Here is a 24,139-nt window from a genome sequence, read left to right as displayed (position 1 = left end):
CGATAGCGAATGCTTTTAAAGTCCGACGCCAGACACCTGACGTCTGACGTTAAAAGGTCTGAATCCAGAAGTACGTCATACTCGACCCCGATCGAGTATTCATGTAACCCGCATTCCCACTCGCTGGTTTTTTCTAAGAATAAAACCTAAACGCCATATTCGCATACGCCTGCCTCGGTTATTACTAATGGCCTGAAATCCCTGTGTTGTTACAGTGGCTCAGGGTTTAAGGAGGTTCGCCATTTTTTTGTCAATCCACTGTAACTTTTTTGTAAGTCATTGTTATTTAAGGTTGGTTTTGATTGGCATAAGGCTTGCTCTAATCACGTAGGAATGCTGATTTTGTGGCGGTATAGGAATTGGGAACAGGTATGAATAAGAAAATTATTATGATTGCGGTGCAGGTCTTGGTGTTAGTGGCCGCAGTGGGTGGTACCTGGTTTTTTATGCACGAGCCTGCGCCGGAGCCGGTTGCCGTTGGCGCCGATGGTAAACCAGCGGCGGCTGCAAAGGATCAGAAAAAAGAACCTGAGTACTACAGCTTGTCACCGTCCTTTGTGGTGAATTTGCAGAATGAGCGCGGCATTCGTTTCTTGATGATCGAAATCGATTTAATGACACGCAAAGACGATGTTTTTTCAAAGGTTGAGCAATACGAACCCCGTATTCGCAATGATTTACTGATGTTGTTTAGCAAACTCGATAGAGAGGCTATTGCGACTGCTGAGCAGCGTCAAAAACTGCAGAATGAGGCTTTGGCTACCATCAATGGTGTGCTTAAGGCGGAGTCGGGTAAGCCGGGTGTTGAGGCCGTTTATTTCACCAAGTTTGTAGTTCAGTGAGGCTAGCGACGTGAGCGATATTCTCGATCCAGAAGAACTAGAAGCCTTGATGGCGGGCGAGGATGAAAATGATCCCAGCCGCGCTAAATATAATTTAGCGAGACAGGACTACGCGATTCAGCGTTTGATCCCAGCCTTGTCTTTGATCCAAGCCCAGTTTGCCACCGCCACCCGCGATCGTATGCGTGAGTTTGTCTCTACGGTTGAGGGCGTTCGAGTAGACAAAATTACAGTGATGAAATTTGACGAGATGCTGAATACGCTGCCTGCACCTTGCAGTATATCAGTGGTTCGCGGTTTACCCATGAACGCCAATATTCTCTTGGCCTTCGAATCGGATTTGGTTTTTCAAATGGTTGATCGCTACTTTGGTGGTTCGGGCAGCTCGCAAAAAGGACAGCGTGAACAGTTGTCCGTTTCTGAGTTTAGCTTTATGGAAATGCTGAGTTCGGCCTTATTAAGCGATGTTGGCAGTGCCTGGAAATCAGTTATCAAAACCGAGCCAACCATCGCTGCACAGGTTAGCGACCCTCGTATGTTGGACAGTATTGGTGAGGCTGACTCGCTGGTGGCAACTCGCTTTGTCGTTAGCGTTGGAGAGTTTTCTGGCGGGCTTTGGTCGATAGTGCCGTGGAGTGCCATCGACGCAGTACGAGATAGTTTAAGTGATCCCGCTAAGCCGGCCACCAAAGCGTCTAGCGCTGATTGGCGAGATCGTCTGTGCGAAGGTCTGGAAATGGCCCCGATTGAATTGGTGGCGATTTTGGCGCAAACCCGAATGAGTTTAAAACGCGTTTCCTTATTAAAGGTAGGCGATGTGATTGACATCCCCTCTGCCGAAGACGTGGTGTTAATGATCGACGACACGCCATTTATGCACGGTCGGTTTGGCAGTAATGAAGATAAGTTGGCCGTACGCTTGACCGGTAGGTCTGAAACGAATCGACATCAGCACTGAGGATTGACTATGACTGATTCAATAAATGAAGAGCATGGAAACGGTGGCGATGCTACTAATCCCAACACAATGGCCGCCAGCGCGGAGCATAAAAGCGTGAGTGAAAACAATGCAGCACAATCAACATCGGCAACAAAAGGAAACGGGCGCATGAGCAAGGATATGAGTCTGGACATGATTATGGATGTCAACGTCAGCGTTGCCGTTGAAGTGGGCCGAACCAAAATGAGCATCCGCGATTTACGTGATTTAAATCAGGGTGCAATTATCGAACTTGACCGCGCAGCGGGAACCCCATTAGACGTGCTGGTGAATGGCACTTTGGTGGCACGCGGCGAAATCGTGGTGGTGAAAGATAAATACGGCATCATGCTGACTGAGGTAGTTGGTCAGGATGAGCGCGAGCGCCACTAATGACTAAGCTCGGGACGCACATTCAAGCAGGACGCATGGCGCTATTACTAAGCGTTGCCGGACTGCCGCTTAACGTTTATGCGCAAGACGAGGCAGCTCAACCGGCGGCCGCTACGATGCCAGTTGGTCCGTCCTTTGACGTGACCGGCATGATTGGCAGTTTGTTGTTTGTCATATTATGCATTGTCGGCTTGATGTGGATTTTGCGTCGCACGCGTTTAGTTGGTGCTACCGGTCAGAGTGGTGTGAGCTTGGTATCGCAGATACCGCTAAGTATGAAAGAAAAACTATTAGTTGTTCAGGTAGGCGATGAGAAGCTATTGCTAGGTTGCACAAGCACTTCTATCAATACGCTACACACCTGGGCGTCGGCGGCGGACGACAGCAATGCCAAAATGCCGGAATCGGCATTTGCCAAATTGATGGCAAAGCGCCAAGTCGTGACGAAACCATCAAGGTCTTCGCGCGATGGAGAGCAGCAATGAGACTTACTCGCCTTGTAACCTTGATTTGCTTGTGCGCCATGCCTATGTTCGCCAATGCGGCATCCTTGTCATTGCCTGCGGTAACCTCTGTGCCAACACCGGCCGGCGGCCAGGAATATACGGTCTCCTTGCAGCTTTTAGCCGTAATGACGGCGCTGACCTTGCTCCCCGCGATATTGCTGGGTATGACGGCGTTTACCCGCATTATGATTGTCTTGTCGATTCTTCGTCAGGCACTGGGCACGGGCCAAACCCCGTCCAACCAAATTCTATTGAGTCTGTCTCTGTTTCTGACGCTATTTATCATGCACCCAGTTGCCGAGATTGCCTACAACGACGCAATAAAGCCGTATATAGCGGAAGAACTCACATTTGATAAAGCACTCGAAAAAGGCTTTCAGCCGTTTCGCGAATTTATGTTGAGACAAACCCGCGAAGAAGACATTGGTCGCTTTGCAGAGATAGCCGGCATGGCACAAATCGATAAGCCGGAGGATGTGCCGTTTACTATTCTGATGGCGTCGTTTCTTACCAGCGAACTAAAAACGGCGTTTCAAATTGGCTTCCTGCTCTTTATCCCCTTTGTGGTAATCGATCTTGTGGTAGCCAGTGTATTGATGTCCATGGGTATGATGATGTTGTCACCCATGATGATTTCGCTACCGTTTAAAATTATGTTGTTTGTCTTGGTTGATGGCTGGAGTCTGGTGATGGGATCATTGGCCGCGAGTTTTTATCAATGACGACACTGACCGCAATATCACGTAATGAGGTCGCGCAATGAACGCCGATACGGTAATCGAGATTGGCCGCCAAGCGATGAACCTTACCGTGCTGCTAGCAGCGCCACTGCTGCTGTCTGCGCTTGCGGCGGGCCTGATGATTGGTATGTTTCAGGCCGCAACCCAAATTCAGGATATGACCTTAAGCTTTATCCCTAAGCTGGTTGTGTTAATCGTTGTACTCGGTGTGACTGGCCCGTGGATGTTGGGTCAACTGATTGACTACACCCGTCAATTATTTGCCATGATTCCAAGCTTGGTTGGCTAGCATGAGTATCATCGCGCCTACTGCAGACCAGCTCAGCGTAATGCTTGCGTCTGCCTGGCTGCCGTTTATGCGGGTGGGTGGGGCGATGATTACTGCCCCCTTATTTAGCGCAGCGTATATCCCCGCCCGCGCACGTATTCTGCTATCCGTCTTCATTACCGCCATTATTTTACCCTTGCTACCGCCCGCGCCGGTGATGAACTTGGTTGGCTATCAGGCGATATTACTCGCTGCCAATGAATTGCTGATTGGCGTGTGTATCGGTTTCATTATTCAACTGGTGTTTGACGCCATTATCCTTGCTGGCCAGATTATCGCCATGGGTATGGGGCTCGGTTTTGCGATGATGGTTGACCCCCAGCGTGGCGCGCAGGTGCCGGTGCTCTCGCAGTTTCTGCTTATATTTACCATGCTGATCTTTGTGGCTATGAACGGCCATATCGATTTTTTGGCCTTGCTGGCACGCAGTTTTGAATATTGGCCAGTGGCCGGTGACGGTGTGTCTCCGGGGCAACTCAACGTGATATGGCTGCGCGGTGGGGAATTATTTACCGGTGCGATTCAAGTAGCGATTCCTGCGGTAGTGGCCTTACTTGTTGTGCAGTTAGCGGTAGGTATTATTAGCCGGGCAGCACCAACTCTGAACTTGTTTGCGGTGGGTTTCCCTATCGCGATGCTAATTGGTTTTTTGGTGGTAGATCGCTTGCTGCCAAATTTACTTCCCATTTTAACGTCTATGTTGGGCGACGCATTTATTGCCGCCGAACTGTTTCTCGGAGCCTGATGTATGGCTGAGAACGAAGACGGTCAAGAACGCACCGAAGAGGCGTCGGCTAAGAAATTAGCCGACGCCAAAAAGAAAGGGCAGGTAGCGCGCTCTAAAGAATTGACCACTATGATGGTAACCGTGGGTGGGGCGGCGATGTTGCTGTTTACCGGAGGTGGCCTCGCCGTCGCGCTTAAAGATTTGCTGGCCCACAGTTTGTCGCCGGAATTTTTACTGGTGGAACAAAAATCCCTTATTGTGTCCCGTCTTTATCAAACCCTTGTAAGTGGACTGCTTACCATTTGGCCCTTACTTGCGATTGCGCTAGTGGCGGTTATGGTGTCATCGACTATTTTGGGCGGTTGGATCTTTAGCTTGAGCGTAAAGCCCGAGCGCATGGACCCGATAAAAGGCATCGGCAAGATTTTTTCTCTGCGCAGCCTCGGTGAGCTGGCTAAATCGATAATGAAAATGGTATTTATCGGTGTAGCAGCGGTGTGGTTACTGTCGGGAATGGCCGATGATATTTTGGTCTTAAGTTTACAAGCCCCCAAAGACGCGATTATCCATAGCGCAGAATTATTGGTGTGGTTCTTTTTTGTGGTGAGTTTGCCGCTGGTGGCGATCGCCGCGATCGATGTGCCTTGGCAGGTATGGAATTTTAATAAAGAACTTAAAATGACTCGCCAAGAAGTGCGAGATGAGCACAAAGAGTCTGACGGTCGCCCAGAGGTCAAAGCCAAATTGCGTGAAATGCAGCAGGCCGCTGCAAATAACCGCATGATGGAAAAAGTTCCGACTGCCGACGTCATCATTACCAACCCCACCCATTTTGCGGTGGCATTGAAGTACGATGAGGCGCGCATGGCGGCGCCTATGTTGTTGGCGAAAGGCGCCGATAATATTGCTGCTAAAATTCGTGAACTCGCCGCTGAACACGATATTCCAATTGTGGAATCGCCCCGTTTAGCGAGGGCCGTATTTGCCAGTACCGACCTGGACTCCGAAATTCCTGGTGGTCTATACCTTGCGGTAGCGCAGATCTTAACCTACATCTACCAGCTGCGTAGCTGGGAAACCATGGGCGGCGATTACCCGGAAACACCGCAACCTGATATTGCAGACGAGTACTTAGGTAATCTGCTGTAGTCCTCTCATCCAGAGTCCGTATTTACCCCTACGATTCTTGGCCCCCTTGTTGCAACTCTTAGCTATAACGACAGAAAATTGGCGCAGAATTTATGTGCCTTAGCTGTCAAAAAGACACACGCAAGACCTTATAGCTAAGAGACGTGAGTATGGCGACACAATCCATAGCAATGCCGGTATGGCTTCAAAAGACCGCAGACAGCGGCATTGGGGTATTGCTATTGCTCGTGGCATGTTTGGGCATGTTGGTTATACCCATGCCGCCGTTTCTTCTCGATTTATTATTCACCTTTAACATTACTTTATCGCTAGTCATTATTCTGGCGGTTATTTATGTTGAACGTCCCATCGATTTCTCGGTTTTCCCAACTGTATTGCTCTTAGCCACACTGCTGCGTTTAGCACTGAACGTGGCATCTACTCGCGTGGTGTTACTTGAAGGTCACAATGGCCCCGGCGCGGCGGGTAAGGTTATCGAGTCCTTTGGCGAATTTGTTATTGGCGGCAACTACGTCGTTGGTATCGTGGTATTTATCATCCTGGTTGTTATCAACTTTGTGGTGGTAACCAAGGGTGCCGGTCGTGTATCTGAAGTGACGGCGCGGTTTACTTTGGATGCCATGCCCGGCAAACAAATGGCGATAGACTCAGATCTAAACGCCGGTTTGTTGAATCAAGAAGAAGCCAGCCGGCGCCGCGAAGAAGTGCGGACCGAGGCAGATTTCTACGGCTCCATGGACGGTGCCAGCAAGTTCGTTCGCGGTGACGCGGTCGCTGGCATAATGATTTTGTTCATCAACATCATCGGCGGCCTTGGCGTCGGTATGACCCAGCATGGTTTGAGCTTCTCGCAGGCGATGCATAACTATACCTTGCTGACCATCGGTGACGGCCTGGTGGCGCAGTTGCCATCATTGCTGCTGTCTACTGCGGTTGCGATTATTGTGACGCGGATTTCTCGCTCACAAAACATGGGTAAGCAAATTGTTGGGCAAATGTTTGCCAACCCCAATGTGCTGTATATGTCGGCAACCCTATTGGGCTTAATCGGCATCATTCCCGGCATGCCAAATCTAGTATTTTTAATGCTCGCCGGTGCTTGTGCTGGCAGCGGCTGGTGGATGCAGAATCAGAAAAAACATGCGCAAGAACTCGTCGATGAAGATGAGAATATCGAAGAGATTCCCGTTGCGCGTGAGCCCAGCGAGTTAAATTGGGATGAAGTCACACCAATGGATGTGGTGAGTCTGGAAGTTGGCTACCGTTTAATCCCACTGGTTGACCGCAACCAAGGTGGTGAGTTGATTGCGCGAATCACCGGCGTGCGTAAAAAGCTGTCAAAGGACTTAGGCTTTCTAATTCAGCCTGTGCATATCCGCGACAACCTTGAGCTGTCTCCCAGCAGCTACCGTATTCAACTGCTGGGCGACACCATTGCCCAGGGTGATATTCAGGCCGGCAAAGAATTGGCGATTAATCCAGGCGGCGCGCAGGGACAGTTGCGTGGCTCGCCAACCAAAGATCCCGCGTTCGGTATGGATGCCGTCTGGATCGATTCTAGCCAACGCGATCAAGCGCAAACCATGGGCTACACCGTGGTCGATCCCTGTACGGTTATTGCGACGCATCTCAGCCAAATTATTAAGCAGCACGCCCACGAATTACTCGGCCACGAAGAGGTTCAACAGCTCTTGGATCGTCTTGCCAAGACCGATCCGCGTCTAGTTGAAAACGTGGTGCCCAAGCAATTGCCGCTCAGCATTGTGGTACGGGTTTTACAGAACCTGCTGAAAGAAGGTGTATCAATTCGCAGTATTCGTCTTATCGCCGAAAGTTTGGCGGAGCAAGCGCCGCGTAGCAAAAATCCTGACGAATTATTGGAGGGGGTTCGCGTCGCTTTAGGACGAATGATTGTACAGGAAATCAATGGCTTAGAAGAAGATTTGCCGGTTTCTGCACTCGACCCAGATCTGGAACAGTTGTTGCAAGACATGCTCAGAGGCAACGCGGGCGCCGCCGGATTAGAACCTGGAATCGCTGAGCGATTACAGAATGAATTGGCGGATTACAGTCAACGCCAAGAGTTAGCAGGGCAACCTGCGGTAGTACTGGTGTCACCGTCAATACGTTCATGGGTGTCACGTTTTACTCGCCGCAGTGTACCGGGATTAGCGGTGCTGTCGTACAACGAAGTACCTGACAGCAAGCAAGTGAGATTACTGTCTACAATCGGTCAACAAGGGCGCCTCAATTAGGGTGTTCGCAGTAAAAAAAGATCGCGAGTAGTCATGTTAAATATGACATTTCAAAATAATTGAAATGTGTTGGGAGAAACATATGCAAGTTAAAAAATATCAAGCAGCGGATACACAACAAGCCATGAGATTGGTGCGTGCCGCCCACGGTCCCGACGCCGTCATATTAGACTGTCGTAGCGTCGCCGGCGGTGTCGAGGTGGTCGTAAGCCTTGAAGGCATGCTTGAAACAGCGATGGCTGCGCCACAAGCGCCGTCATTTGCCACCCCTCAGCAAACCCCTAGTACGCAGGTAGAGCGCGAACCCACCGCGCTTGACGCCTTATTCAATCGCCGCAAAAAGGCGGAAGAGGAAATTAGTCAAACCGTTCAGGCCGCAGCTAGCGACAATAAAAGACCAAGCGCCGCAGAACCGCAAATGGTGTGGTCGCAGAATGAAGAGCTGCATACCATGAAGCAGGAAATGGCCTCGATGAAATCGATGCTAATGGATCAACTAAAGGGTCATAACTGGCAGCAAGCAAGTCATCAGGCCCCAGAGTATCAAGAGTTGAATAGTTTTCTATCAGCGATCGATATCGATCCGTCGCTGGGTAAACGACTCAGCGCAGAAATTCCGGCGGATGAGAGCGTCACGGTACAGCGTGAAATGCTTAAAATGTTGCTGAGTAAAAAACTAATGGTCAAAGCGCCACCCACGTCCGGCGCAATTTGTTTGGTTGGCCCACAGGGCGCGGGTAAAACCACCACCATCGCCAAAATAGCCGCCCAATATGTGCTGACTCACGGTCGCAGTGGCATCGCGATATTAACCACGGATACCGCCAGAGTGGGCGCACAGGAACAATTGCGAGCTTACGGCCGGATATTACAAGTGCCGGTGCATGTTGCCTCAAATGCGGAAGAGGCGGTAAAAACCTACCGTCTCCTATGTAAAAAGAATCTGGTGTTAATAGACACGGCAGGTATTTCTTTCCGAGATAAACACGGCATTAGCGAGCTGCAAGGTTTGTTGGCTGGTATGCAAGATGTACAAGTTTTTCTAACCTTGCCAGCCGATGCCGAGAATTACGTGCAAAGCGAAATTATTGATGCTTACTCATCACTAAACGCACAGGGTGCGGTATTGAGCCGTATCGACGAGGCCATGCGATTGGGCGGTGCGGTATCTAACTTGATCCAACATCGTTTGCCGCTTGTGTGGTGTGCCAATGGCCCTCGCGTCCCACAGAATTTGTCAGCAGCCGATGCTGGTAAATTAATCAATATGGCCGTGCGCATGGCAAAAGCCTTTGAAGTTCGTCGCAATGGTCAGCAGAGCGCGCCGGAAGAACAGGCTGCGTCAGAGTCAGTGCCTGCGGCTGTTGTCGCGTCGGCAGCTCCTCAGCGCGGATCAGCCCTAAATGTGCGGGTGTAGGCTAGACTGAGTTTAATAGTTAGTGATATTGCGTAGATCAATTGAAAGACGACAGATTTACCATAGAAGAACGATAGTTTGAGAGTCCGCAGCCTGCACGGAGCGGAAAAAAATGTATCGGGAGAGCGATAAAAACAATGAATGCGGTAAAAGTCATAGCGGTCAGTAGTGGTAAAGGTGGTGTTGGTAAAACCAATGTATCAGTAAACTTGGCTTGCCAATTAGCTCGGCGCGGTAATCGAGTATTGCTGATGGACGCTGATTTAGGTCTCGCCAATGTCGATATCATGCTGGGCCTCAAGCCCAAATGGAATTTATCCCACGTGCTCGATGGCAAGTGCTCAATCGAAGATATTTTGCTTCCGGGGCCCGACGGTATCTCAATTATTCCCGCCGCCTCTGGTATCAAGAAAATGGCTGAGTTGGGCAATGATCAACACGCGGCGATTGTTCGCTCGCTAAGCGCGCTTAGCGGCGATTACGACGTGATGATTGTCGACACCGCTGCGGGCATCTCGGACAGCGTTATTACCTTTAGCCGGGCCAGCCAATATGTCTTGGTGGTGGTAACAGACGAACTAACATCGATGGCAGACGCCTACGCCTTGATCAAAGTCATGAACCGCGACGCCGGCATCAAGCGCTTTAAAGTGTTGCGTAATATGGTGAATAGCTACGATCAAGCCCGCGACGGCTTTGAGCGCTTAAACGAAGTTGCGCAGCGCTTCTTAGACGTCACCTTGGAGTACGCTGGGTTTATTCCCCGCGATCCCTATTTAATCAAAGCCGATACTCGCCAGAAAGCCGTCAGTGATTTGTACCCTGGTGCTGAGTCTTCATTGGCGTTCCGGCGTTTAGCTGAAACCGTCGACAAATGGCCAATGCCCACGGGTCCCAGTGGCAATATCGAATTCTTCGTCGACCGTATGTTCTCCAAAGAAGAAACCGCAGGAGCTGCGATGTGAACGGGCACTCCGCCTACTTAAATGTGCAATACGGCAGCCGCGAAGAGCTGGTGACCCGTCATGCGCCTTTGGTTAAGCGAATCGCCTACCACCTCGTGAGTCGCTTACCGGCCAGTGTAGAAGTCGATGACCTTATCCAGGCTGGCATGATTGGCCTGCTGGAAGCGGGAAGCAACTACCAGATGGATAAAGGCGCGAGTTTCGAAACCTTCGCCAGTATTCGTATTCGCGGCGCCATGATTGATCAAATGCGCCACAGCGGCTGGGCGCCGCGCTCGGTTACTCGCCAACTGCGGGAAATGAGCGAAGCAGTCCGCAAAGTCGAAAGTCGGCTGGGGCGGGAAGCCAGTGGCAATGAAATCGCCGAGGAAATGTCGATTTCCCTGGACGAATACCATGAGCTTTTGCGCGATACCAGCTCGGTGCGTTTGTTTAGCCTGGATCAAATGAGCGAAGGCGAGCACGACACAATTGAAGTCGGCGGCGGTGATGACCGCTACGCGCCACTCGAAAATGTATTAGAAGACGATTTTCAAAGCGCGTTGGCCAGTCAGATAAATGCCTTGCCAGAGCGAGAGAAATTAGTGATGGCGCTGTACTACGAGAATGGCCTCAACCTTAAAGAAATAGGTGAGGTCATGGAGGTCAGCGAATCACGGGTGTGCCAAATCCACAGCCAAGCCATCGTCCGCCTAAAAGGCAGGCTAAGCGAGTGGACTGCGGCATAGATCCAGAAACAAAGAATAGCGCTGCAAAACGCGGCAGACTAAGGATTAACAGGAAGAAACGGCAATGACTACTTATGACTATCTTGAATTCCCCATGAAGTTTATTGAATGGTGTCAGAATTTATCAGAGGCGTCGATGCTGGGTTTGGTGCTCAGCTTAGTGGGCATTGGCCTGTTAGTGTATATGCGTAAAGCGCGTCGTAGGGATCAGGCGAGTAGTGAAGCGATGCAAACCCAAAACGCAGATGCCGTAGTGATCGCACTTGAACGCAAAATTGAACTGCAGAATTCCGCCATGGCCATACTCGGCGAGCGGGTTTCTGCGCTGGAAGAATATTTAGAAATGCTCGGTGAGCGCCAGCAACGCAGCGACGCTGACAAAAAAGACAGGCGTTTCTATCAACAAGTGAGCGTAATGGCCGGGCAGGGAGTCGCGGCACCCGAATTAGCCCAGCGCTGCGGCATCACTGCCGGTGAAGCAGATTTGATTATGGCCTTGTCCAAAAAAGCGCATTGAGGGTGCGCTGAGCTGAGCATCTGCGGCGCTATTTTTTAATTATATTTCTTCTGGTATCGATTTTTTCGCCCAGCTGGGCGACCTACTTCTTTTTATGTGAAAAAGAAGTAGGCAAGAAAAGCACACCCCACTCACTCGCCCTTCGGGTTCCCTGCGCGTCGACTAAATTTAATGGTAAAACGCTGCGGAACTCGCTTCGCTCAGACAGTCCTCGCCAGGAGCCTTACCATTAAATCTATTCGATGCTCGGCGAGCTCAAAGGGGTAACTGCGGCACTTCGATTTGGTCCTTTAGACTCACTGAGTGCGTTAGTTTTACTCTGACTCCGAACCTATGATCGCTATAGTCCGACGGATCAGCCGCCGCTCAGCGCTTGAAAAATAAAAAGAGTTCCGTCTTCGGGCACGCGATCTGAAAGCGTTTTTCGGTCAATCACAATGCTGTCGTTAATGCTTAAATTAACATGGCGGCGCAGGGCGCCGCGCTCATCTAGAACATAGTGACTAAAGCCCGGTGCCATCGACTCTACCGCTTGGATAACATTCGCCACTGATCCGGCGGGCACAGTGATTTTTTGATCCTGTAACTGCGGAAAGAATCGAAATAAATGGCGGGTCATTTCAACGCTAGCCATGGCGATTAAGCAAACCTCACGGAATAGACCGGTGGCAAATTATTGGCAAGACACTGCCAGTGCTCGCCACGGTCTTCCGACAGATAGACATTGCCGGTCGTGCTGGCAAAACACACAACATCATCGGCCACGTCTAGTCCGTGCCGTAATACAATGTCGTAGGCATTTTGCTGAGGAAGCCCATCACGAAAGGTTTGCCAGGACTCGCCGCCATCTGTCGTTCGCGCCACAAACAAGCCGCCATCGATTGCCATGCGTTCGGAGTCGGCGACGGCGGGTACCACCCACGCGGTGCGTCCGTCTTTATTATCCGCCGGAATATCTGATATAGTCGCACCCGAAAACCTAAGGGGTGGCTGCGGCCTGAGATGCGGAGGACTTGAACAAGTCTGAACTGCAAACCCTTGAACCTGATCCGGTTAATACCGGCGTAGGAATAGGTGCAGTTTCACATCCTCTTCTAGCGCGTGCCGGGTCTCTTATTTTGTTATTTATGAGAGAACCATGAATCCTTTATTTACCTCAAAACCCACTCTTTGGTCTGTTGGCTTTGCCTGCTTCGTCACAGCGAGCACTGCTTATGCCGCCAGTTCTGACGTCGCCAAACGTGCCATTACACCTGAAGAGGTGGTGGTGACCAGCCAGTTTAGAGATAGCAGTTTGCTGGATTTGGCCGCGACGGTTAGCGTGTTTGATGCCGCCACGATTGAGGCGCGGGGCGCCAATAATATTGAGCAGCTATTAAACCTTGCTCCCAATGTGAATTTTTCTAGCGGCGCCTCGCGCGGGCGTTTCTTTCAGATCCGCGGTATTGGCGAGCGCAGCCAGTTTATTGATCCGGTGAGTCCGTCGGTGGGTTTGATCATTGATGGTATTGATTTCAGTGGTTTGGGCTTGGCTGCTAGCACACTGGATATTGGCCAAGTAGAGGTGTTGCGCGGTCCACAGGGAACCGTCTACGGCGCTAACGCCTTGGCCGGTTTGATCAGTATGAGCAGCAATGCGCCGAGCGCAGATACTTTTTTGAAAGTGTCGGCCGAGGTCGCCGATTACAACGGTAAAACCCTGGGCGTGGTCGCCAGCGGGCCATTGAGTGAACGTCTTGGCTACCGTGTAGCTCTGAAGAATCAGCAGTCCGATGGCTACATCGAGAACGTATTTTTAAATAAAGACGACGTTAATAATATAGATGAGTCTGTGCTGCGCAGTAAGTTGAGATTCGCTGCCAGCGATACTTTGCAGCTAGATTTTAATCTGCTGTATTTGGATGCGGATAATGGCTATGACGCCTTTTCTCTATACCAAAATCGTAAAACCCAATCTGATGAACCCGGCAAAGACAGCCAGGAAACCTTTGCAGGGTCGATTATTACGCAATGGTCTGGTAGTGCATGGTTTAACCTTGAGGCGGTATTGAGTGCAGCTAGCTCTGAATCTGAATACAGCTACGATGAAGACTGGAGCTATGTGGGATTTCATCCTGACGAGTACGTCTCGACCGATAGCTATTTGCGGGATAGAAACAATATCACTGCCGATGTTCGGTTTATCTCAAACGACGCATCTATGCTGTTTAACGGAAGCACCAGTTGGGTGGTTGGCGCGTATATACGTGAGGAAGATGTAGATCTGGATCGCAATGCTAACTTCAGCAGCGAATTTAACACTGAGAACCATGCCGTTTATGGCCAGCTACAAACGGCGTTAAACGACAAGCTGAGTTTAGTGACTGGCTTGCGTTTTGAGCAGCGCAATGCCGATTACAGCGACTCCTTGGCGGTGAGCTCAGATAAAGACGAGGACCTGTGGGGTGGTAACCTGACCTTGGAATACCGTCACACCGACAGCACGCTGTTCTATGGAACCATCTCTCGCGGCTATAAGGCGGGCGGGGTGAACGGTCGAATTATTTCTGCGTCTGCGAGCAACTCGGATATTACTCCCGATCTGTTTGAATTCGATACCGAGAGCATGATCAATTACGAAGTCGGCGTAAAAGGGGCTTGGTTAGACCGCCGCTTACAAGCCCAGGTGGCGGTGTTTTATCAGGACCGCAGCGATGTGCAGGCAAAACAATCCATTTTTGACCCTGCTAATTTCTCCTTCGATGATTTTCTTGCCAATGCGGCGGGCGGCGAAACCACGGGTCTTGAAGTGGAATTAAATTACCTTGCCAGTGACTCCTTGCGCTTCTTTGCGGCAGCAGGTGTGCTGAGTGCGGAGTTTGAGGATTTTGTCAGCAAATCCCACGTTAACGCCAAAGATGACAACAACGGCGTTCCTTTATCGCCAGTAAACTTAGGTGGCAGGGAAGTGGCTCATGCACCTAATTACCAATTCTTTGTGGGCAGTGAAGTGTCGTTGATGCCTAACCTAGTCTTGCGGCTTGAAGTAGAAGGCAAGGACGAGTTCTATTTCTCTAACAGCCACAATGAAAAATCTAGCCACTATGAATTGTTTAATGCGCGTCTAACGTACTACGCCAGCAACTGGGATGTGTCTGTGTGGGGCCGCAATTTGACAGATAAAGACTACGAAACCCGTGGTTTTTACTTTAGTAATGCCTTTGGCAATAACCCGGCCAATGGTTATGCGCCTGAGGCCTACTATCAGTTTGGCGATCCAAGAGTGTTTGGCGTGTCTGCAAACTACACCTTTTAAGGAGATGACATGAAGCTTTCTGTTGAAATAAGCATGTACCCGCTTAAAGATGAATTTATTCCCGCGATCCAGAATTTTATTGATCGCCTGAATACCCATCCGGCTTTGAAGGTGCTGACCAATACCATGAGTACGCAGGTGTTTGGTGATTACGACGTGGTTATGGATGTATTAAAAAAAGAAATACGTTTGTCTTACGAACAATTTGGCCGCGCTATTTTTGTCTGCAAGTTTATCGATGGCGATTTAAGCCCAGTGGCCAGCGATGTTTGACGAGCAGTTTGCGAGTGCGATAACGGGTGCGCTCGCGGCCATGTCCTGGTGGGAGCTTGGCGCGGTAGCGCTGGCTCTTGCTTATCTGATACTTGCTATGCGGGAAAATAGCCTTTGCTGGTATGCCGCGTTTATTAGCACCTCAATTTACATCTTTCTGTTCTGGGATGTGAGCTTGCTAATGGAGTCAGCACTGCAGATTTTCTATTTGGCGATGGCGGTGTATGGCTGGTGGCAGTGGCGCAAAGGCAGTGAGGGGCAGGAGTTGCAAATTCACTGCTGGTCGCTGCGAACCCATCTGTTGGTTTTTAGTGCAGTAGGCGTGTTAACGCTGGTGTTTGGTTATGTGCTCTCCAACAACACCCACGCCGAGTTGCCGTATTTGGATTCCTTTACTACCTGGGGTGCGGTGGTCACAACGTATATGGTCACTCGCAAGGTGCTGGAAAACTGGATTTACTGGATTGTCATAGATGGGGCGTCGGTGTATTTGTATATAGATCGTGAGTTGTATTTAACTGCGCTGTTATTTGTTTTGTATGTCGTCCTAGTCGTGATTGGCTTTTTTCAGTGGAATAGGATTTATCAGCGTGAGCGTTTGGCCGCTACTACTGCGTAAACATTTTATTATAGCTACATTGTTGTGAAGACCTGGCTATGAGTTGTTCATTGGCAGACATTATCCCCGAGGATTGGACGCTTTGGAGTAAAACCAAGCCCCAATGCCTTAAGCCTTTGTTGGGAGGTTTAACAAATAAAAGCTACTTAATTAGTGCAAGTGACGGTGACATGGTGTTGCGCTTGAACTCAGCAATTAGTGAGGCACTGAATTTAGACCGAGCCACCGAAGCTGAGGTCCTTGCGCTGGCGCATCGCGCTGAACTATGCGCGCCTTTGGTTCATTACGATGCCAATCATCAGTATGTGGTAAGCCATTTTGTGGGGGGGCAGCACTGGCAAGCGAATGAGGCTGGCTTGGTCTCGTTGGCGGCTATGTTGCGACGTATTCATGCACTTCCGCCTGTAGCGTCACACTTAGATGTACATAAGAAAGTGGCTAGCTATTGGCGAGCGATAGATTCAAAAGCGGAGTTTACGCCTGAATTGCGCGCTTTAGCGGAACAGGTGAATTCGCATATTGAGCGTGCGACGGCACTTAGTGACGGTGTTTATCTTTGTCACAACGATTTGTTACTGGAAAATTTAATTGTTGCAGATGATGGTCAACTATATGCCATTGATTGGGAATACGCGGCGATGGGCGACGCTTTTTACGAGCTGGCCGTGGTGATAGACGGCCACGGTTTGAACGAATGGCAGCAACAGCTATTGATGACCGAGTATTTGGCGCGCCCGGTGACTGACACTGACTGGCAGCGACTGCGTCATTGGCGGGTTATCTATCGATATTTAACGGTGTTGTGGTACGCCGTGCAGTGGTCGAGCGGGCGAATGGCTAATGCAGAAACGGCTCACGATATTGTTGAGCAAATTCATAACATTGAAGCCTGGTAGGGCTTATTTAAAAAATAATGACTATTTCTTCCTGACAATTGCTTCTCCCATGCGTTTATAGCTATGACCGCGCTAAAAACCAAGGAGAATGGCCATGTCGTATACCCATATTTCAAAACTCAAATTCAGTCTTACACTCAGCTTAATGCTGGCGGTGATAGGTGTAATTTACGCCTTTTCCACTTTCCGCGACGTTGACGTCAGCGATATAAAACTTACTGCTGGGACTGAGTCCCACGCGATAAACGAAGTTGATCCGCTTGCGCTCAACGACTATGCAAGTCAGCCGCCAGCTGACGCACCAGCAGCAGGCAATTACTCTGCAGTGAAGCCGAGCATCGCAAAGCCTGCTGCTAAGGCGAAAATGGAGAGTGAGGCCTACGATTTGATGGAGCAGCGGCATATAGTTTCTGGTCAGGCAATGTCGATGATGACGCGACATATTGCGCCCCAGCTTGCGCCGCAGCCAGCACCACTTGATCGAGAAAATTACGCCGCCAAAAACGAAAATCGGTTTTTGTCCGTTGCGCTGTCGCCATTATCGACTTTTGGCTTAGAGGTGGATTCAGCGAGCTATTCAAATGTACGCCGCCAAATCAATCAAGGTGGCGTGCCGCTGCCATCAAGCGTGCGCTTAGAGGAAATGGTTAATTATTTTGACTACAACTTCCCTCAGCCCAGTGATGGCCATCCGATATCTGTTATGTCTGATTACGCCGTTGCGCCCTGGAACCCGAAGCATCGTCTAGCAATGATCGGTGTAAAAGCCAGCGATGTGACCGCAAGCAGTGATAAAGGCGCACGGATTACCTTCTTGCTGGACACATCAGGATCAATGAATAGCAGTGATAAATTGCCGCTGTTGATTCGCAGTTTTCAGACATTACTGGCAAACCTAAAGCCCCAGGATCAGGTCGCGATTGTGACTTATGCAGGCAGCGCGGGATTGGTGTTGGCACCAACACCTGTAACGGAGAGTGAGCGAATTCATCAAGCTCTGGCCAATCTCAGCGCGGGCGGTTCGACGGCGGGTGGTGCAGGCATTCAGTTGGCCTACGATGTTGCCCGCAAGCAGTACGATAAAAACGCGACTAATCTCGTTATATTGGCCACCGATGGCGATTTTAATGTGGGTGTGAGTAGTGACGGTGAGCTGAAGTCGATGATTGAGAAACAGCGCGAAAGTGGCGTTTTTCTGAGTGTGATTGGCATGGGCAGCGGCAATTACCAAGACGCTAAGATGCAGGTGCTCGCCGAGGCTGGCAACGGTGTAGCGCATTATTTAGATTCCGACATAGAGGCGCAGCGGCTATTTGGATCGGAGTTAACTCGCACTCTGCATATCGCGGCCAAAGATGTCAAAGTACAGATTGAATTTAATCCCGCTGCGGTTGCGCAGTATCGTTTGCTGGGTTATGAATCCCGGGTAATGAATGCGGAGGATTTTCGGGACGATAAAAAGGACTCTGGCGAAATTGGCGCCGGACACTCGGTGGTCGCACTTTACGAGATTATTCCCGCAGGCACCGGTGAGACGCCTGATATTGAGCGCCGCTATCAAACCAGTCTCCCAGCCGGCAGCAAGGATATGGAACTGGCTTATGTGAAGTTGCGCTACAAGCAGCCCGACGGTGACAAAGGTATTGAGTTTGATCACCTGATGACCACCAAAGCTAAAGCTATCGAGGCGGCGAGCGTCGATTTACAGTGGGCGTCTGCGGTGGCTGAATTGAGTCTGCTATTATCTGAGTCTGAGCATGCGGGATCGTCAAGTCTGCAGGGTGTTTTACACCGTGCCAAGGCGGTCACCTTTAAGCAGGCTGACGCTAAGCGTGCGGAATTTATTCAACTGATTGAACGACTCACTCCGATGGTGCTGGCGCAAGAGTAATGGCAGACGATATTGAAAACTGGCTAAAGCGGCTGGCGGACCCCGCCGCATGCGAATCCCCAAAAGAGCGGGCGGTTATGGAGGCCGTTCGCTCGGGTTTGCGGGCGGCGGGTTCACCTGGACAAGCAGATGAACTTGCCCTTAAGCGATTGCATCAGCGTCTTGCCAGTGAAGGTCTTTACGATAAAACTGCCACGCCATCACGATCGTTACCTCGTTCCAGGCGTCTGCAATTTGTTGGCTACGCGGCGGTCTTGCTTGTAGGTGTCAGCCTGGTTATTAACTTTGGAGTGATTGATAAGCCTTTACATGAAGCTGCACTGCAAGAGTCAGAAGCGCGCTTTAGCAAGGTTGAATCAGCTAAAAAGGCATCGCCCGCATTTAGCGATGCGATGATCGCCGAGGAGCGCGAAGCGACGATGCAGAGCGAGATTGCTGGTCGCGCAGAGGCCGAAGAATCACCCGCTATGGCCGCGCCGGCTAAGCCACAGGCGCTCTCTTCGCCGCCTAAACAGCAAGCTCTAAGCGAATATCGCGTTCAGGGATTTGCGGCAGACATGGCAGAGTCCAGGCTTATAAGGGATATGGCGTCAGAGGTTGAGAATGCAGCACATCCAGTAAGGCTGACTTTAAATCCAGTTCAATGGCAGGCGTTATTGGCGTTGAATCCAGAGGTGCTTTCACTCACTAAAGGCGATCAAGAGGGTTCTTGGATACTTGTTCTTTATGACGAAGCAGCAAAGGCGCAATGGTTAGCGAAGCTGCCTGAGGCGTCGAAGGATGGTGAGTGGCCGATAGACGTAGAGCTTAACATTGAGGTCATTATTAGCGATGACTAATTTAAGCAATGCGGATGTCGATGCGCTTATTATTGACCTGCAGCAAGGCGGCGATACCCGCAAGCGAGCCGTCACCCAGCTCTACATAGCTTTTGCTCAAAAAGTGACCCAATTCCTTAAACTTCGGGGCGTGCCATTACACGAGGCTGAAGATGTTCTTCACGACATTTTTATATCCTTAATCGCCCGTGCAGAAAACTTTACCGCGATGGGGCAGGGGCGTGGTTGGGTGTGGTCGGTGGTTCGATCTAAGCTGGCTGATCGCTATCGCAGTTCAGGCAAAGCTACCGAGTATGTGGATGGTAATGATGCTGTGTTTGACGCCGGACACTATGAAAACGACAGCTACGATGAGGGCAGATTAAAGGCCTGTATTGAAGGGCAAATGTCAGCTTTCACCCGCGACCATCCGGACGGAGCGCAAGCCTTGTCATGGGTAATGGACGATGAATTAGATCTTCGTGCGGTGTCGGAACTGCTTGGCCGCAGCTACGGCGCGACCCGCGAATTTATGAGTCAAATCAAGCGCAAGTTGCGCGTCTATATAGAGAAGTGTCTGACAAACTAACTCTCAATTTACGGTGGTTAATGATGGCTAAGCAAAAAAGCCGCACTGGAAAATTCAGTGCGGCTTTTTGGTTTTTACAGCGTGAACTAACTTGCTAACCGTTCGGCTTCTGCGCTATTCGATGCAGCCTGCACCGAGGCATTGAGTACCGCTTGCAACGAGGCCGAAATGACATCGCGATGTTTTGCTATGCCGATATAGCGTTGGTTGTTAATCGACAAATGAACATAGGCGATAGCCTGGGAATCTGTGCCGCTGCCCAAGGCGTGTTCGCGATAGTCCAAGATCTCAATCTTGTCGCCGTACTCATTTTGCCATGCATCAACCAGTGCGCTGATGGCGCCATCGCCATGACCTTTTAAAACAGTGCTGCCGGATTGATTTTTAAAGCTGAGGCTCAATACGTCTTGGCCGGCATTCTCTGTGTTGTCCTGGCTCACAGAAAAGTTTTCAATCCGAATATCTTTGTGCGCCTGCAAATAGTGAGCGTCGAACAATTCCCATATTTGCGCCGACGTCACTTCGCCCGAAATCTCTTCTGCGCGCGCTTGCACCATGCGGCTGGCATCGATTTGCAGCCAGCGCGGCAATTGCAGGCCGTAGTCGTTTTCCAGCACCCAGCTTACGCCGCCTTTTCCAGACTGGCTGTTAATGCGAATGACCGCTTCGTAGCTGCGCCCTAAATCGGCGGGGTCAATCGGCAGATAGGCCACCTGCCAATGTTCGTCGTCTTGCTGTTTACTCAGGCATTTGCGGATAGCGTCCTGATGACTGCCAGAGAATGCGGTAAATACCAGCTCGCCCGCATAAGGGTGGCGTGGGTGCAGCGGAATGGCTGTGCAGTGTTCGACCACTGCGATGATTTCGTCCATATCCGCCAGATTCAGACCGGGGTCGACACCTTGGCTGTATAGGTTCATCGCCATGGTGACAATGTCCATATTGCCGGTGCGCTCGCCATTGCCAAGCAGGGTACCTTCAACTCGATCTGCGCCTGCCATGACCGCTAATTCACCTGCGGCAACGCCACAGCCGCGATCATTATGGGTGTGTACGCACACGGTAATATCTTCGCGGTACTGGGTGTGATTGCAGAACCACTCCACTTGGTCGGCAAACACATTGGGGCTGGCACACTCGACAGTGGCGGGCAGATTAATGATGATTTGATTGCCGCTGTCTCGCCATTCCGCAATCACTGCATCGCTAATCTCAACGGCAAATTCAACCTCGGTGCTGCTAAAACTTTCTGGTGAGTACTGAAATGACCAGTTTGTTTCTGGCTGATGAGCTGCGTATTCCTTCACCCACTTCGCACCCTGCACCGCGATGTCGACGATGCCCTGTTTGTCTAAACCAAAAACTCGCTCACGTTGCACCGGGCTGGTGGAGTTATAAACGTGCACGATGGCATTCTTTGCGCCTTTCAGCGCTTGGTAGCTGCGTGCAATCAGTTCTTCGCGTGCCTGAGTCAGTACCTGAATAGTGACATTGCCTGGAATGCGGTCGCCGTCGATGAGCGCTCGCACAAAATCAAAGTCGGGCTGTGATGCCGCGGGGAAGCCGACTTCAATTTGGGTGAAACCAAGTTTGACTAGCAGGTCCCACATACGGAGTTTTTGTTGCACGTTCATGGGCTCAACCAAAGCCTGATTGCCATCGCGTAAATCAACCGAACACCACTGCGGTGTTTGGGTGATCGTGTTGTTGGGCCACTGACGGTTAGGCATAGCGATTTGTGGCGCGGGCTGATATTTGCGGTGGTTGAATTCGCCCATGATCTGATATTTCCTCTATTGGTATATTTGGTTTGTTTTATGTCCATCGGCGGAGCCCGGTGTGCCGGGCGTTATGCCGTTGTTGCTCTGCTTTTTGTAAAAGCTTCTACTGTCGTGCTCGCTGAGAGCGGGGTGTGGCGGTCAGCGGGACGTATTGTGCAGAGCGGTAACTCCACGGTTCCCAGTATAGGGAATTGGCATTGGCAGGGGATTGCGAAGTTGTGCTTGAATTAAAGAATTTATAGCGACTAATTGCGTATAAAGTTAAATTAGTAGAATATAATGCCTTTAATGTGAGTCAGGTTGAAATTTAATGAATATAGATGCCTATGATAGGCGCATTTTAGAAGCCTTGCAGGAAGACGGTCGCCTTAGTAACCAGGATTTGGCTGATAGCATCGGTTTGTCGCCGTCGCCGTGCCTGCGGCGTGTGCGACGTTTGGAAGAGGCGGGGCTTATCGGTGCATATCGTGCCGTACTCAATGCGCGTGCCCTTGGGCTTAATTTGATGGCGTTTATACAGATTAGTATGGACAGGCATACGCCTGAGCGCTTTGAAAACTTTGAACGTCATGTCGGCGCGTATCCGGAGGTATTAGAATGCCATTTGATTACCGGGCAATCAGCGGATTATCTCCTAAAGGTAATCGTTGCCGACATGGATGGGTTTCAGGCACTGCTGCTAAATAAGATCACTCGAATAGATGGTGTGACCGGCGTACACTCAAGCTTTGTGATGAAGTCGCCGGTGAACAAAACCTCGCTGCCCTTGTTGTCATCCCAGAGTAATTAATACCGTTGACGGTAATCGGTTTGTCTAACTAGGGGGATACATGGAAAAAATATTCGTAGCAAATCTAGACGATATTCAAAGTGATGCATTATTGAGTAAAACGGTGAATGGTCAAAAAGTATTGCTGAGCAAGATAGATGGCCAGCTTTGCGCAGTAGAAAATCGCTGTCCGCATTTAGGTTTGCCCTTAGCTAAGGGCAAAGTCTGCGATGGTGCGGTGGTTTGTCCCTTCCATGGTTCCAGTTTTAATTTGCTGACGGGTGAAAATGTCGATTGGACTAACGCCTTTATCGGTATGCCCATGCCTGGCTGGACGCACAAGTTGATTGCTCTAGGTAAATCGCCACAGGCATTGAAAACCTTTAAAGTAGAGTGTGAAGGCGAGCAAGTTTTTATTCATATATAAGTTGTAGTTGTTGTCGCGTTTAACGCGTTAAGGACGTACATGGCAGTTGATATCGAAGTTGTCACCATTACTCATGCAATCCAGCAAGCGGTAGCGCCGGTGTTTTTGCTTGCGGGTATTGGTGGTATTTTAAATGTTCTCACAAACCGACTCGCGAGAATTATTGACCGCAGCCGCAATCTTCATCATCGCCTGGAATCTGTCAGCGATGCGCGCGGCGCGACAATTCGAGATGAGTTGGGGATGTTGACTCGCCGAGCGCGGGTCGTGCACCGAGCGATTGGTTTCAGTACGGCGAGTGCCTTGCTGGTCTGTGTGGTCATTGCGCTATTGTTTTTAAGCGCCGTGATTGGCTGGAATAGCAGTTTGGTTGTTGCTTCGCTATTTGTGTTTGCAATGTGCTTTTTGATTGCCGCGTTGACGGGTTTTTTGCGCGAAATCCAGTTGGCGACACGCATAATGTTGAATGGACCATAACAGAACTATTTGAACGTAGATTGGGTGATTTGCCACGGAGGCCACGATGATTACCTTGTATGGGTTTAATGAAGCTTTTGGATTGGTAGACGCCAGCCCTTTTGTATTAAAAGTGGATGTGTATCTGCGCATGGCGGGATTAGAATTTGAACGCAAGTCCGCTATTTCAAATTTGCAACATGCCCCTAAAGGCAAGCTACCCTATATTGTGGATGGCGATAAAACCATTGCCGATTCAGCCTTCATTTTAGATTATTTAAATGCTAGAACGGACGTCACTATGAGTTCGGCTTTAAGTCCTGAGCAGCGAGCGCAAGCGTATCTCATTGCCAAGTCGCTGGATGAGAATCTGTATTGGTGTTTGCTCTACTCGCGATGGGTCTGTGAGGAGACATGGCCGCAAACTAAAGCCGCATTTTTTGGCTCTTTACCTTTTCCTCTAAATCACGGCGCGGCGTGGTGGGTTCGTAAGAACGTCCGTTCGACGATTTATAAGCAGGGGATGGGGCGGCACTCTAAAGATGAAGTCAAACAGATATTTGTTTACACCATGGATAGCTTGTCGATTTTATTAGGGACCAAGCCGTATTTTATGACTGATAAACCGAGTTTTCTCGATGCCTGTGCGTTTGCTTTTCTGGCTGAGTTTGTGCTGGCTACCATTGATAATGAGTTTAATACTATTGCCAAACGCTACGAGAATTTGACGAGCTACTGTCAGCAAATTCATGCGCGTTATTATGTATAACTCTTATAGT

Annotated in this window: 27 protein-coding genes and 1 riboswitch; of the genes, 24 read left to right on the top strand and 3 right to left on the bottom strand. The window is 50.1% G+C overall.

Going from position 1 to position 24,139, the window contains the following annotated elements; all coding sequences use genetic code 11:
* Positions 1–371 precede the first annotated feature (371 nt).
* The 13 genes from AAC007_RS15650 to AAC007_RS15590 all read left to right on the top strand — a co-directional run bounded on the left by AAC007_RS15650 (position 372) and on the right by AAC007_RS15590 (position 11,546).
* Entirely contained in the window at positions 372–842 is a 471-nt protein-coding gene (locus AAC007_RS15650; RefSeq protein ID WP_295872296.1) for a flagellar basal body-associated FliL family protein, read from the top strand.
* A 10-nt stretch (positions 843–852) separates the two neighbouring features.
* A complete protein-coding gene (locus tag AAC007_RS15645) occupies positions 853–1,800 on the top strand; it encodes a FliM/FliN family flagellar motor switch protein (RefSeq protein ID WP_295872294.1) in 948 nt (315 codons plus the stop codon).
* A 9-nt stretch (positions 1,801–1,809) separates the two neighbouring features.
* On the top strand, positions 1,810–2,214 hold the full coding sequence (gene fliN, locus AAC007_RS15640) for a flagellar motor switch protein FliN (protein ID WP_219043832.1): 405 nt from the start codon (positions 1,810–1,812) through the stop codon (positions 2,212–2,214).
* Positions 2,214–2,699 carry a flagellar biosynthetic protein FliO gene (fliO, locus tag AAC007_RS15635; protein ID WP_339678017.1) on the top strand — a complete coding sequence of 162 codons (486 nt, stop codon included), beginning with the start codon at positions 2,214–2,216 and terminating at the stop codon, positions 2,697–2,699. Before fliN ends, fliO begins: the two co-directional genes overlap by 1 nt.
* Positions 2,696–3,442, top strand: a complete 747-nt coding sequence (fliP, locus tag AAC007_RS15630; protein WP_339678016.1) for a flagellar type III secretion system pore protein FliP — start codon at positions 2,696–2,698, stop codon at positions 3,440–3,442. Before fliO ends, fliP begins: the two co-directional genes overlap by 4 nt.
* A gap of 37 nt (positions 3,443–3,479) precedes the next feature.
* Positions 3,480–3,749 (top strand): flagellar biosynthesis protein FliQ, encoded by a 270-nt coding sequence (fliQ, locus tag AAC007_RS15625; RefSeq protein ID WP_219043829.1) that lies wholly within the window; start codon positions 3,480–3,482, stop codon positions 3,747–3,749.
* Between the two features lies 1 nt (position 3,750).
* Positions 3,751–4,533, top strand: a complete 783-nt coding sequence (gene fliR, locus AAC007_RS15620) for a flagellar biosynthetic protein FliR (RefSeq protein WP_219043828.1) — start codon at positions 3,751–3,753, stop codon at positions 4,531–4,533.
* 3 nt (positions 4,534–4,536) lie between these two features.
* On the top strand, positions 4,537–5,664 hold the full coding sequence (gene flhB, locus AAC007_RS15615) for a flagellar biosynthesis protein FlhB (protein ID WP_295872279.1): 1,128 nt from the start codon (positions 4,537–4,539) through the stop codon (positions 5,662–5,664).
* A 149-nt stretch (positions 5,665–5,813) separates the two neighbouring features.
* Positions 5,814–7,919 (top strand): flagellar biosynthesis protein FlhA, encoded by a 2,106-nt coding sequence (flhA, locus tag AAC007_RS15610; protein WP_219043826.1) that lies wholly within the window; start codon positions 5,814–5,816, stop codon positions 7,917–7,919.
* A gap of 82 nt (positions 7,920–8,001) precedes the next feature.
* Positions 8,002–9,336 (top strand): flagellar biosynthesis protein FlhF, encoded by a 1,335-nt coding sequence (gene flhF, locus AAC007_RS15605; RefSeq protein ID WP_339678012.1) that lies wholly within the window; start codon positions 8,002–8,004, stop codon positions 9,334–9,336.
* Between the two features lie 128 nt (positions 9,337–9,464).
* Positions 9,465–10,301, top strand: a complete 837-nt coding sequence (locus tag AAC007_RS15600) for a MinD/ParA family protein (protein WP_295873093.1) — start codon at positions 9,465–9,467, stop codon at positions 10,299–10,301.
* Positions 10,298–11,029 (top strand): RNA polymerase sigma factor FliA, encoded by a 732-nt coding sequence (locus AAC007_RS15595; protein WP_295872272.1) that lies wholly within the window; start codon positions 10,298–10,300, stop codon positions 11,027–11,029. The genes AAC007_RS15600 and AAC007_RS15595 overlap by 4 nt, the downstream gene beginning before the upstream one ends.
* A gap of 64 nt (positions 11,030–11,093) precedes the next feature.
* Positions 11,094–11,546, top strand: a complete 453-nt coding sequence (locus AAC007_RS15590; protein ID WP_339678010.1) for a DUF2802 domain-containing protein — start codon at positions 11,094–11,096, stop codon at positions 11,544–11,546.
* 355 nt (positions 11,547–11,901) lie between these two features.
* On the opposite strand, the gene AAC007_RS15585 is transcribed toward AAC007_RS15590, so the two are convergent.
* Entirely contained in the window at positions 11,902–12,180 is a 279-nt protein-coding gene (locus AAC007_RS15585) for a MoaD/ThiS family protein (RefSeq protein WP_339678008.1), read from the bottom strand.
* Positions 12,181–12,185: 5 nt separating this feature from the next.
* Positions 12,186–12,434: a hypothetical protein gene (locus AAC007_RS15580; RefSeq protein ID WP_339678006.1), complete on the bottom strand. Its 249-nt coding sequence runs from the start codon at positions 12,432–12,434 to the stop codon at positions 12,186–12,188.
* An 84-nt stretch (positions 12,435–12,518) separates the two neighbouring features.
* Positions 12,519–12,634: riboswitch (TPP riboswitch) on the top strand.
* A gap of 50 nt (positions 12,635–12,684) precedes the next feature.
* On the opposite strand from AAC007_RS15580, the gene AAC007_RS15575 reads away from it, so the two are divergent.
* The 7 genes from AAC007_RS15575 to AAC007_RS15545 all read left to right on the top strand — a co-directional run bounded on the left by AAC007_RS15575 (position 12,685) and on the right by AAC007_RS15545 (position 19,927).
* Complete coding sequence (locus tag AAC007_RS15575; protein WP_339678004.1) at positions 12,685–14,841, top strand: TonB-dependent receptor; 2,157 nt, start codon at positions 12,685–12,687, stop codon at positions 14,839–14,841.
* A 9-nt stretch (positions 14,842–14,850) separates the two neighbouring features.
* Positions 14,851–15,114, top strand: a complete 264-nt coding sequence (locus tag AAC007_RS15570; RefSeq protein WP_296436479.1) for a YkoF family thiamine/hydroxymethylpyrimidine-binding protein — start codon at positions 14,851–14,853, stop codon at positions 15,112–15,114.
* Positions 15,107–15,733 (top strand): nicotinamide riboside transporter PnuC, encoded by a 627-nt coding sequence (gene pnuC / locus AAC007_RS15565; protein WP_339678001.1) that lies wholly within the window; start codon positions 15,107–15,109, stop codon positions 15,731–15,733. The genes AAC007_RS15570 and pnuC overlap by 8 nt, the downstream gene beginning before the upstream one ends.
* A 38-nt stretch (positions 15,734–15,771) precedes the next feature.
* Positions 15,772–16,629, top strand: coding sequence for a choline kinase family protein (locus AAC007_RS15560; RefSeq protein ID WP_339678000.1), 858 nt, complete (start codon positions 15,772–15,774; stop codon positions 16,627–16,629).
* 94 nt (positions 16,630–16,723) lie between these two features.
* Positions 16,724–18,520 carry a von Willebrand factor type A domain-containing protein gene (locus tag AAC007_RS15555; protein ID WP_339677999.1) on the top strand — a complete coding sequence of 599 codons (1,797 nt, stop codon included), beginning with the start codon at positions 16,724–16,726 and terminating at the stop codon, positions 18,518–18,520.
* Complete coding sequence (locus AAC007_RS15550) at positions 18,520–19,359, top strand: hypothetical protein (protein WP_339677997.1); 840 nt, start codon at positions 18,520–18,522, stop codon at positions 19,357–19,359. The genes AAC007_RS15555 and AAC007_RS15550 overlap by 1 nt, the downstream gene beginning before the upstream one ends.
* A complete protein-coding gene (locus AAC007_RS15545; protein ID WP_339677995.1) occupies positions 19,352–19,927 on the top strand; it encodes a sigma-70 family RNA polymerase sigma factor in 576 nt (191 codons plus the stop codon). Before AAC007_RS15550 ends, AAC007_RS15545 begins: the two co-directional genes overlap by 8 nt.
* An 86-nt stretch (positions 19,928–20,013) precedes the next feature.
* On the opposite strand, the gene leuA is transcribed toward AAC007_RS15545, so the two are convergent.
* A complete protein-coding gene (gene leuA, locus AAC007_RS15540; RefSeq protein ID WP_339677993.1) occupies positions 20,014–21,705 on the bottom strand; it encodes a 2-isopropylmalate synthase in 1,692 nt (563 codons plus the stop codon).
* A 313-nt stretch (positions 21,706–22,018) separates the two neighbouring features.
* On the opposite strand from leuA, the gene AAC007_RS15535 reads away from it, so the two are divergent.
* Genes AAC007_RS15535 through AAC007_RS15520 form a run of 4 tightly spaced genes read left to right on the top strand, consistent with a single transcriptional unit; the run spans position 22,019 to position 24,129 of the window.
* Entirely contained in the window at positions 22,019–22,498 is a 480-nt protein-coding gene (locus AAC007_RS15535) for an Lrp/AsnC family transcriptional regulator (protein ID WP_219043809.1), read from the top strand.
* A gap of 40 nt (positions 22,499–22,538) precedes the next feature.
* Positions 22,539–22,904, top strand: coding sequence for a Rieske 2Fe-2S domain-containing protein (locus AAC007_RS15530; RefSeq protein WP_295872241.1), 366 nt, complete (start codon positions 22,539–22,541; stop codon positions 22,902–22,904).
* A gap of 39 nt (positions 22,905–22,943) precedes the next feature.
* A complete protein-coding gene (locus tag AAC007_RS15525) occupies positions 22,944–23,381 on the top strand; it encodes a DUF2721 domain-containing protein (RefSeq protein ID WP_339677992.1) in 438 nt (145 codons plus the stop codon).
* Between the two features lie 46 nt (positions 23,382–23,427).
* Positions 23,428–24,129 carry a glutathione S-transferase family protein gene (locus AAC007_RS15520; protein ID WP_339677990.1) on the top strand — a complete coding sequence of 234 codons (702 nt, stop codon included), beginning with the start codon at positions 23,428–23,430 and terminating at the stop codon, positions 24,127–24,129.
* Positions 24,130–24,139: the final 10 nt, after the last annotated feature.

It is taken from the genome of uncultured Zhongshania sp. (genome assembly GCF_963975605.1).
Classification (GTDB): Bacteria; Pseudomonadota; Gammaproteobacteria; order Pseudomonadales; family Spongiibacteraceae; genus Spongiibacter; species Spongiibacter aquimaris.
Note: the sequence above shows the minus strand (reverse complement) of the source record. Positions and strands in the feature narration are given on the sequence as shown.